Source organism: Bacillus pfraonensis (assembly GCF_050768835.1).
Taxonomy (GTDB): domain Bacteria; phylum Bacillota; class Bacilli; order Bacillales; family Bacillaceae_G; genus Bacillus_A; species Bacillus_A pfraonensis.
Genome location: NZ_JAHCDO010000036.1, coordinates 80415 through 90658, shown reverse-complemented (window position 1 = coordinate 90658; position 10244 = coordinate 80415). Strand labels below are relative to the sequence as shown.

The 10244-nt window shown below is 35.2% G+C and carries 4 protein-coding genes and 3 pseudogenes; 6 read left to right on the top strand and 1 reads right to left on the bottom strand.

What is annotated here, in order from left to right; genetic code table 11:
- Window positions 1-482: 482 nt before the first annotated feature.
- The 3 genes and pseudogenes from KFD70_RS24685 to mobP2 all read left to right on the top strand — a co-directional run.
- Window positions 483-1253 (top strand): hypothetical protein, encoded by a 771-nt coding sequence (locus KFD70_RS24685; protein WP_431613447.1) that lies wholly within the window; start codon window positions 483-485, stop codon window positions 1251-1253.
- Between the two features lie 202 nt (window positions 1254-1455).
- Complete coding sequence (locus KFD70_RS24680; protein WP_420792383.1) at window positions 1456-1773, top strand: hypothetical protein; 318 nt, start codon at window positions 1456-1458, stop codon at window positions 1771-1773.
- Window positions 1766-2602, top strand: a pseudogene (gene mobP2, locus KFD70_RS24675) (MobP2 family relaxase); the annotation flags it as partial. The gene KFD70_RS24680 and the pseudogene mobP2, both read left to right, overlap by 8 nt.
- 60 nt (window positions 2603-2662) lie before the next feature.
- Here the strand turns inward: mobP2 and KFD70_RS24670 are convergent.
- Window positions 2663-3370 (bottom strand): annotated as a pseudogene (locus KFD70_RS24670) (IS6 family transposase).
- Window positions 3371-3461: 91 nt separating this feature from the next.
- On the opposite strand from KFD70_RS24670, the pseudogene KFD70_RS24665 reads away from it, so the two are divergent.
- The 3 genes and pseudogenes from KFD70_RS24665 to KFD70_RS24655 all read left to right on the top strand — a co-directional run.
- Window positions 3462-3740 (top strand): annotated as a pseudogene (locus KFD70_RS24665) (hypothetical protein); the annotation flags it as partial.
- 677 nt (window positions 3741-4417) lie between these two features.
- The gene (locus KFD70_RS24660) at window positions 4418-5671 is read left to right on the top strand and encodes an MFS transporter (RefSeq protein WP_336454154.1); all 1254 of its coding nucleotides are present in this window, start codon (window positions 4418-4420) and stop codon (window positions 5669-5671) included.
- 14 nt (window positions 5672-5685) lie between these two features.
- Complete coding sequence (locus KFD70_RS24655) at window positions 5686-10242, top strand: amino acid adenylation domain-containing protein (protein WP_336454155.1); 4557 nt, start codon at window positions 5686-5688, stop codon at window positions 10240-10242.
- The last annotated feature ends 2 nt before the right edge of the window (window positions 10243-10244 follow it).

Sequence of the window (10244 nt, the reverse complement as noted above, 5' to 3'; positions counted from 1 at the left end):
GGTGAGTACAACATTGTTTGTAATCTAGTTGCTTTAGTATAAAAGGATAAGATGGGGCGCTGTATGCGATGAAAGTCGCACGTACAGTGCTAAGCGGGGGAAAAGATGGAGATAACTTCAAAGTCTTACCTATCGCAACGAATAGAAAGCGTGAAATAACAATGGGGGGTGGAGAGCTGGACTGAAAAATATTAGTAAGGTTTGCATATGGAGACCACAAATGAAAATATGTATATATTGTGGAAAGGAATGTGTTCGAATTGGACCATGGTATATCGAGAAAGTAGGAGTCGAAAATGAACATGGTGCAAATGCTTATGAATAGGGAGAATATCTGCTCCAATACCTTAAAAAATACAAACTGCATTCATCAAAATCAATTGTAGAAAACGTATTAATCTATTAGCACAGAACTTCTCTACAAAGAAAATTAATGAAAAATATTTCTCGGTTTTTTTGCCTTTTTAACATCTAAATTCTATATGCCGAATGATGAAAAGTTATTTCATACAGCAACAGATAAAGTTATTAAACTACCGGGTATGGGGAAGTTAGTAGTGGAAAAACGGGAGTACAATCCACATAAAAATTTCATGGAAATTCGGTTTCGATTAGAAAATTATGAAGAAACCGGCTATACATTTCAAGCGCAAGAGAAAGCAAATCCAGGTGCGAAATTACCTATTAAAGTGTTGTATGAAGACAATGGTCATTATGTAGTTGAGGTGCAAAATTTATCTCCGAATTGGGGAGCTGTAGCGTTAGATATTTATAATAAAAACGGTGAAAAAGAACAAATGGACATTCGGAAATTTACAAAAGATCCTTCAGAATATGAAGAGGAACAGACAGATCAAGATACGCCTAGCAAACTGGCATACACCATTTTTACTGACCAAAGAAAAACAAAAGCAAATGATGAATTGTTGGCAAAAGATAAGCGAGAATATGAGAAAAATTTTATAGAAAGAGATAAAAAAGATTGGAAAGAAAAGATCGCAAATTATGGAAAAGCAATCAAGTTAGAAGAAGAAAATGTGAAACAAGTAGATCAAAAAGTAAAAGAACTAAAAGAGGAAATGAAGTACCAAACGGAAGGGGAAAAGATGGAAACACAATCTAAGATTTCAGCATTAGAATCGAGAATAAAAGAGTCTGAAAAGAATATAGAACTGTTTAAAACGGAACAAAAAAATGCACAAGATAAGATCAAAAAATTGGAGCAAAAGGCACAAGAAATTCATAAAAACTGAAAAAAGTCTTAGGGACATGATGGAGACATGGAAGAAAAATAAGGGGACACGGTAGGGACATTTCGAAAAAATAACGGGACGTGATGGAGACATGAACAAGAAACAAGGGGACATTAACGGGACATTCAACGACTTTCCTTGTTCCCATCGTTTTGCTAGGCTCCGCCTAGCTTCACACCCTCGGTGGGAACAAAAACCCCTTATGCTCTTCTCACTATTTTTTGTGCTCTACCCGAATTTGCAGAAAGGAGCGGAAATTGTGCATCTAAAAATAAGAGATATAGATCCAGTTGCAATCCAAAAGTTTGATGAAATGGCAAAGAAAAAGGGAACATCCAGGCAAAAACTTTTAAAAGGAATTCTCGAAATGGCAGCCTTTTTACCTGAGCAATCTAAAAAGGAAATGGAGTTAGAAAATCTCATTCAAAAAAATATCTATGTGATGAATGATTGTTATAACGAAATGCAAAAAATGAATGCATTTATACAAATGATGATGCAGGATGATGAAAATGAGTAATGCGGTTCCTGTTCCATCCTCAGTAACGCCTGGTGTTGTGTTAAAAACAAAATTTGTTTTGCCAAATTCCGATGCATTTCAAAACTATATTGAATACGTTGATCGGGAGGAAGCGAAAAGTGAAGTAAAGCTTAATCAAAAAATGTTTGAACTGTATCAAGATTACATGGGGGATTCAGAAAAGACTTCAGCTCTTTTTACGGAACATTCAAATCGATTAACAGAAAGTGAAAAAAAATCCTTAAAGGAAATGTTCAAAACCGCTCATGAAAATGGAAGCATTATGTGGCAAGATGTGATCTCTTTTCATAATCCTTGGCTCGAAGAACAAGGCATATATGATGCGAAAACCAAAACCTTGGATGAAAAAAAGTTAATGGATGTCACACGGCTTGCGATGAAGGAAATGCAAAAACGGGAGGGGATAGAAAAAAGCTCTATCTGGTCGGCAGCCATACATTTCAACACGGATAATATCCATATTCATGTCGCAACAGTTGAACCCTTTCCTACGAGAGAAAGGGGCAAAAGAAAACCAAAAACATTGGATGCGATGAAAGGAAAAGTCGTAAATAATTTGTTAGATCGAAAGCGGGAACAGAAACAAATCAATGATTTGATTCGTAACAATATGGTAGCAGGGAAAAAAGAAGATTCTACTTTTAACTGGCGAAATGGTCATTTAAAACCACTGTTTCTCCAAATCTATAAACAGTTACCGCAGGATAAAAGACAGTGGCAATATGGATACAATACGATTCAGCCCTTAAAACCTCAAATAGACGAACTAAGTAGAAGATACATCCAACAACATCATAAAAAAGATTATGGGTTCTGGTGCAAAAATAAAAGAGAATAAAGCTACATGTATTCCTAACAGAATCGTGTCTTATGCTGCAAGTCCAAACAATTGATGGATGAATTCTTTCTGAGTTTGGACAGACTGATTCCGTAAATCAATCTGTTCTTTTGTAATCATATGCATGGCTTCTACTCCAGAAAGAATGGATGTAGTTGTGTCAAAAGATTTGAGCCCTAGCATAGAACGGATACGCTTCTTTATAAAACGATGATCTTGTTCTACTATGTTATTCAAGTACTTTTGTTGTCTAAGTTGCATACCATCAGGTATGCTTTTTTCTTTTTTCAGCTGTTCAATTGCTATAGGATAAGCTGGATTCTTATCGACTGTTATAACACGAGGCTTTGAAACATGAAAAGACCGCAAAGCTTTCTTGAAAAAACGTTTTGCAGCCTTCTGATCTCTTGTTTTACTTAGGAAAAAATCGATTGTGTTTCCTTTCGAATCAACAGCACGATACAGGTACATCCATTGCCCTTTTACTTTGATATATGTTTCATCGACTCTCCAAGAGTCATTTGTTTGTTTGAGGTAAGGTCGGATCCGTTTTTCCAATTCAGGACCATACTGATGAACTCAACGCATAATCGTTGTATGAGAAATGGATAAACCTCGTTCCTCCATCATTTCCACCAGGTTACGGAAGCTCAAATTGTACTGTAAGTACCACCTTACCGTTAACAAAATAATATCAGGCTGATAATGCTTCCATTTGAACAAATTTTCTTTTTCCATACCAATCACGCCCCTTTCTAGAGTAATAGTATCAGTATGTCCAAGTTTTATAGATTTATTGTAATTATCCTGAAGTTTTTGCACCAGAACCAGTGAATCTAACGTAAAACCAATTGATGCAGGCCAATCATCCCAAGTTACGCTGCAAGCAAATGGGCATGCGAAATGGTTTACAATCCCGCAATCGGCAGTCGGGAAAATAATGTCCGTAACGTTGCTATCGAAGAGTTCGTTCGCGGTGTATGATGAGAAGGGAGTTTGCATTAATTTTACCGTTGTGAGCGGCAATAACAAAGTAAAACTGCCGAAGAACGGAACTGTTGTATTTGCTGGGACACCGAACTCAGAATTTATGATCACGTTGAACTAGCTACAATTCAAGATGGACTTCAACAAAACCAGTACGACATATAAAAGGTGTTTTGCTGATTTTGTTTGTATTTACGCATTAGCTTTAATTCAGGACAAAATAAGGTCTTTTTATAATCAATGCAATTGGTAGTTTGGTAAATTATACTATTTTTTATCTGAATTTTCTAATTTGATTATTTCAACTTTATGAAGATAGTAGCTAGAAAAGTTGTGTGATAGTATTTTAAATAGAAAAAAAGACAATTCTGAAAAGGGATGTGATTTGGATGGTTTAACTATTGTAAATTTTAGGATTACAGAGCTATTAATTGATTATTTTCATTGAGTAGAGTTTTAGCTTGTAGAATATGAAAATCAAAGAAAATTGTTTAAATAAATTAATGAAATATTCTCATTTTTTACTGTTGTTGTAATGACGATATAACTAGAAATCATTTAATTCGTCTACGTTTATAGATGAAAAAGATCATTTAAAGTCAGAAGTGAATGTGTAAGAACTAAAAATAAATATATTTGAATGCATAAATTAAACCAAAGATATTGAATTTTATAGTTATCGAAGTTTGAATAGTATTAAATTTTAGATAGATATATGTAGAGTTATAAATTATGTGCAAAAAAGAGGTATTGTGTACACAAAAACATCCATTTTAGTAAATTTAAGGAGCACATTTTATGAAAACTACCGATTCAAAAAGCCTATTAGGAAATAGGATTTATTTACAAGTTTTCACTGCTTATTCATTGCTTATGCTTGGTGTTTTTATTGATATGTTAGCCATTATGACTATTGTTGGGTTTGAATGGGAAGTAGATCCTACCATGATTGGGTTGATTCCTGTTGCATATGCACTTCCTGGAATTATCTTTGGCTCATGGGCAGGTGTTATTGCAGATCGTTTTAGAAAAATTCCAATTATGATGTTCTGTAATCTGATGGTTGGTCTAATAACAATTGCTCTTTTATTTGTACAAAGTATCCATTGGCTCTTATTAGCATTAATGATTCGTTCTATTTTTATTGTTTTTTATTATCCTGCACAGCAAACACTAACAAGACAGATTGTATCCCCAGAGTTGCTTACTAAGGCAGTAAGTATCAACGGAATAGTCGAGCAGGGAACCAAGATAGTAGGTCCACTTATAGGAGGAGTGTTGTTGAGCTGGTTTCAGCCAGAGTTCTGTCTCATTATAAGAGCGATAAGTTGTTTACTAGCAACTTTGATTCTGATGCCCACAATAAAATTCAAAGAAACTCTTTTAAGAAAACCTGTTGATAGGGAAAAGCAAAGCACTTGGGCCGCTTGGTTACAAGGGTGGGGTTATGTATTATCTAATCGGATAATATTATCAACTATGATTTTCGTTACAATAGCTATGGCAGTATTACAATTAGTAGACTCGCAGTTCCCTACTTTATTTAAGAGCTTATTTCCACATGATAAAAGTAAAATGGGATATATCATTTCTATTATTGGTCTTGGGGGAATACTTGGTGCATTACTAACTCAAAAATTAAAACAATTTCAATATGGTTGGGTAGTATGTGGGGGTATGGTTTTAATGGGAATTGGTTTTGGAGGGATTGGCCTGATAACGCCCGGTACGGTCTTCGTTTTGGCCTATTTGATTAGTTTTATCGCTGGGATTGGAAGTGGATTGATGCTTGTATCTAATCAAGTTATTTTACAAATAGAATCCGATCAAGATCAAGTAGGAAGAGTATTTGGTATACAAAGCAGTTTAACAAACGCAGTTCTAATTATTTCTCCTGCTATGAGTGGCCCATTAGTGCATTTGTTTGGAGTAACTCAACTCTATGTTTATGGCGGGATTGGGCTTATCATCATTGGAGTAATTGGAGTTTCACTGCAGAAATATTTTTGGGCTAAACATAAACACGAGCCTATAAGAGTAAATAATTTTTGAAGGGAAGATTTTTTATGACCAATGAGGAATGTTATCCATTAAGTCACCCGCAGCGAAGAATATGGTATACAGAAGTTATTCATTCTGATAAAGGGATATGTAATTTAAGATTCTTATTTAAACTTCATCGAAAAATGAATTATTCAAAATTAAACCAAGTTGTGAATCGTGTTATCAGTGAAAATGACGGTCTGTGCATCAGATTAAAAGAAAATGGGCATCAGGAACCTAAACAATATTTTATTAAACATGAAGAACAAGAATTTGAGTTTTTCGATTTCAGTTCTGTGGAGGATTCAGATTTGCTTGAGGAATGGATTGAGCAGAAAACAAAAGAAACGTTTACATTATTTAATTCAAATTTATATTATTTCGCTTTAATAAAATTAAACGATAATGAATGTGCAGTCTTTGGGAATGTTCATCATATTATCATGGATGGTTTATCAATCCAAATATTTACCAGTCAGATTGCAAAATATTATTATGAAATGCATAACGAGACTGAGGAAGACGAAATTAAAAATTCATATGTTCAATTTCTGGCCAATGAACAAACATACTTGAATAGTAGTCGCTTTCAAAAAGATCAAAAATTCTGGTTAGAGGAATTTAAAACACTTCCATCTGTGACCGGATTGAAGCCCTATAATACGTACCAAATTAGTACCAAAGCATCACGCGAGACGTTTATATTATCGGAGCATTTGAAGAGAAAGTTAGATAAATTTTCTGAAGATTATAAATTTAGTTTATATACCCTTTTTGTTGCTGCTTTCTCGTTGTCCATGTATCGGTGGACCTCATCGCTTGATATTACATTAGGAATGGCTTACGGCAACCGCATGACTAAAATGGAACGAGAATTGATTGGAATGATGGTGAGTACAGTTCCTTTAAGAATGGATATTGATCCAGAAGAAGAAGTGCTTTCATTTATTGGTAGGGTGTCCAGAAAACAAAGTAAATCATTAAGACATCAGAAATATCCATTTGATTTGTTATTAAAGCAGATTAATAAAGAGAATAACAGCAATGTGAGACTTTTCGGAACTACGATTGATTATAGAAATCGTGATGAAAGTGGTGACTCACTATGGATTCCAAACCGTGAAGAGGTACAAGATTTTGCAGTGCATATTGAAAATTTAATTGATATAGACTCTTTACATGTACATATTGATTATCGTGAGGAGCTATTTTCTAAAGAAGAGATAAAACGTTTTTTTAACGTTATGTTAGCGATAATAGAAAACACTTTTGAAAACCCAAAGCAGAAGGTAGCTGGAATCGAAATCATTTCTGATGAAGATAAAAGAAAAAGTTTAGTAGAGTTTAATAATCCTAAGCTTGATTTTCCACCTCAAGTAACTATTCATGAATTGTTCGAACAGCAAGCGATGATTTGTCCAAATGCTATTGCAGTTAAGTATGAAAGAGGAAAAGTTACTTATAGGGAGCTAAATGAACGTGCAAATCAGTTAGCTCATTATCTGCAGAAGAAAGGAGTAGGACCTGATACTTTAGTTGGACTGTGCGTTGAACGTTCTTTAGAAATGATTGTAGGTATTTTAGGGATTTTGAAGGCTGGTGGAGCTTATGTTCCACTTGATCCAACATATCCAGAGCAGCGACTTCAATATATTTTAGAGGATGCTAGCATTCAATTATTCGTAACGCAAGAAGGTTTAAAACAATTGAAATGGTTACCAGAAAATATTAAATCGATTTGCCTGGATCGTGAAAGAGATAAGATTGAACAAGAAAATAAGACCTTGCCGGTTTCCGATGTAAGTTCCCAAAACTTAGCTTACGTAATCTATACTTCGGGATCAACAGGGAATCCAAAGGGCGTTATGATAGAGCATCACAATGTCATTCGTTTATTTAAATCGACGGATTGTTGGTATCAGTTTAATGAAAAAGATACTTGGACTCTTTTTCATTCTTATGCATTTGATTTCTCAGTATGGGAAATTTGGGGAGCATTATTATATGGTGGGAAATTGGTTGTTGTTCCATACTGGATTAGTCGGTCGCCTAAGGATTTTTATCAATTATTGATAGAGGAAGAAGTCACAGTTCTAAATCAGACACCTTCCGCGTTTCGACAATTAATACAAGTGTGTGAACAAGAAGATAAGAATAAAAACTTGCAGCTGCGTTATGTGATATTTGGCGGAGAAGCGTTAGAACCTATTAGTTTGTTACCATGGTTTCAAATGTATGGGGACAAAGAACCACAGTTAATTAATATGTATGGAATTACAGAAACTACAGTTCATGTTACATATTATCCAATTACTCAAGATGATGTGCAGCATGCTTCAAGAAGTAATATTGGAAAGCGGATTCCAGATTTAGAAGTGTATATACTAGACGCTTATCAACAACCGGTACCTATAGGTGTAGATGGTGAGCTTTATATTGGTGGGGCAGGGCTTGCACGTGGGTATTTAAATAGACCTGAATTAACTGCAGAGCGCTTTATATCTCATCCATTTAGTAGTGATCCGAAAGCAAGATTATATCGGACAGGAGACTTAGCGAGATATTTGCCGGATGGAAATCTGGATTATCGTGGAAGAATTGATCATCAGGTTAAAATACGTGGTTTCCGAATTGAGATTGGAGAGATTGAGTCTACTTTAAATGCATATGCATCTATAAAAGAAGCTGTTGTAATTGTTAGAGAAGATCAACTGGGTGATAAACGATTAGTAGCATATGTTGTAGGAGATGGAAATGTAGGCGAGTGGAGAGAGTATCTTAAAGCGAAACTACCGAGCTATATGGTCCCTTCAGGATTTGTGACAATGGAAGCCATTCCTCTAACTGCCAACGGTAAAGTTGATCGTGAGTTCTTACCTATGCCGGATGAAAAGCAGATTAACAGTGAATGTGTTGCCCCTCGTAATAGCAACGAAAAGATACTAGCTACCATCTGGAAGCAAGTATTAGGTGTTAAAAAGGTAGGAATTTATGATAATTTCTTTGAAATTGGTGGCGACTCGATTCTCAGTATTCAAATCATATCTCAAGCAAGTCAAGTGGGGTTAAAACTTACTCCAAAGCAAATGTTTGAATGCCCAACTATTGCCGAGCTGGCACAAGTGGCTATAGAAACACAAGGAGCACAAGCGGAGCAGGGAATTGTGACAGGAGATGTGCCTCTTACTCCAATTCAGTACTGGTTCTTCGAACAAGAACATCCACGTCCGGAGCATTGGAATCAATCGATGCTTTTAAGAGTAAAAGAGAGATTGGATGTGAAGTTACTAGAGGGAGCAATATTAAATTTACTCAAACATCATGATGCTTTACGTTTCCGATACGAACAGTTACCAAATGGAACGTGGAGGCAGAGAAATGAAGGCACTAATGAGCAGTCAGTACTTCATGTAATAAAACGGAAAAAAGCTAATGAACAAGTGTGGAATAAAATAATACAAGAAGAGATGAACATTAATCAAGCTAGTTTCAATTTAGTTACTGGTCCGTTAATGAGAGTAGTTTACTTTGAGGACACCTTGACTGGGAATGATCTACTATTCTGGGTGATTCATCATTTAGTAGTAGATGGAGTATCGTGGAGAATTCTATTGGAAGATTTACAGGCGGTATATAACCAGATGAAACAAGATCAAGAAGTTAGTTTACCTGCGAAAAGTACATCTTTTAAAGAGTGGTCGGAACGACTTCAGACATACAGTAATTCGGGTATTTCAAAAGAAGTACAAAATTATTGGAATGAACAAGTAGAAAAAGAAACGATGAAAATTCCAATGGACTATCCAATACAAGAAACAACAGAAGAATTGATTGATCAAGTGACGAGGACTTTAGGAGTAAAAGAAACACATACATTGTTACAAGAAGTCCCAGTGACTCATAAGACAAGGATTAACGAAGTACTATTGGCGGCATTAGGACAAGCTATTGTTGATTGTACAAATCAGAAAACAGTTTCTATTCATCTAGAAGGACACGGGAGAGAAGAGATGATTGAAGGTATTGATCTATCACGGACAGTGGGCTGGTTCACGAGTATTTATCCTGTTCATCTAAATTTTCAAGGAACTAAAACACCTATTGAAGGATTAAAGGTTGTAAAAAATCAATTGCGTCAAATTCCAAATCGCGGAGTTGACTATGGTATTTTACGTTACTTGAAAAAAGAATTACTTCCGTTTTATCAGCAAAAGCCTTCAATAAGCTTTAACTATTTGGGCCAATTTGATCAAGTGTTTTCAAAGGAATCTTTGTTTATACAAGAGACAGGGTTTACATTTTTAGATCATGCTCCAGATTCCAAGCCATCTCATCTAATTGAGGTTATCGGTATGGTAAAAGATGAGAAGTTACATTTTGTTTGGATGTATAGTAGAGAACAGTTTTCTAGGTTGAAAATTCAAGCGATAGCAGATGGTATGTTGAGGTATCTTCATCAACTTATAAATAAACCAACAACAGAGTCTGCTTTTACAGTATCAGATTTTGTTGATGCGGAGGACCTTACGGAAGAAAGCTTGAGCAAAGTATTACTTAAATTAACAAAGAAGAGGGTGTAAAA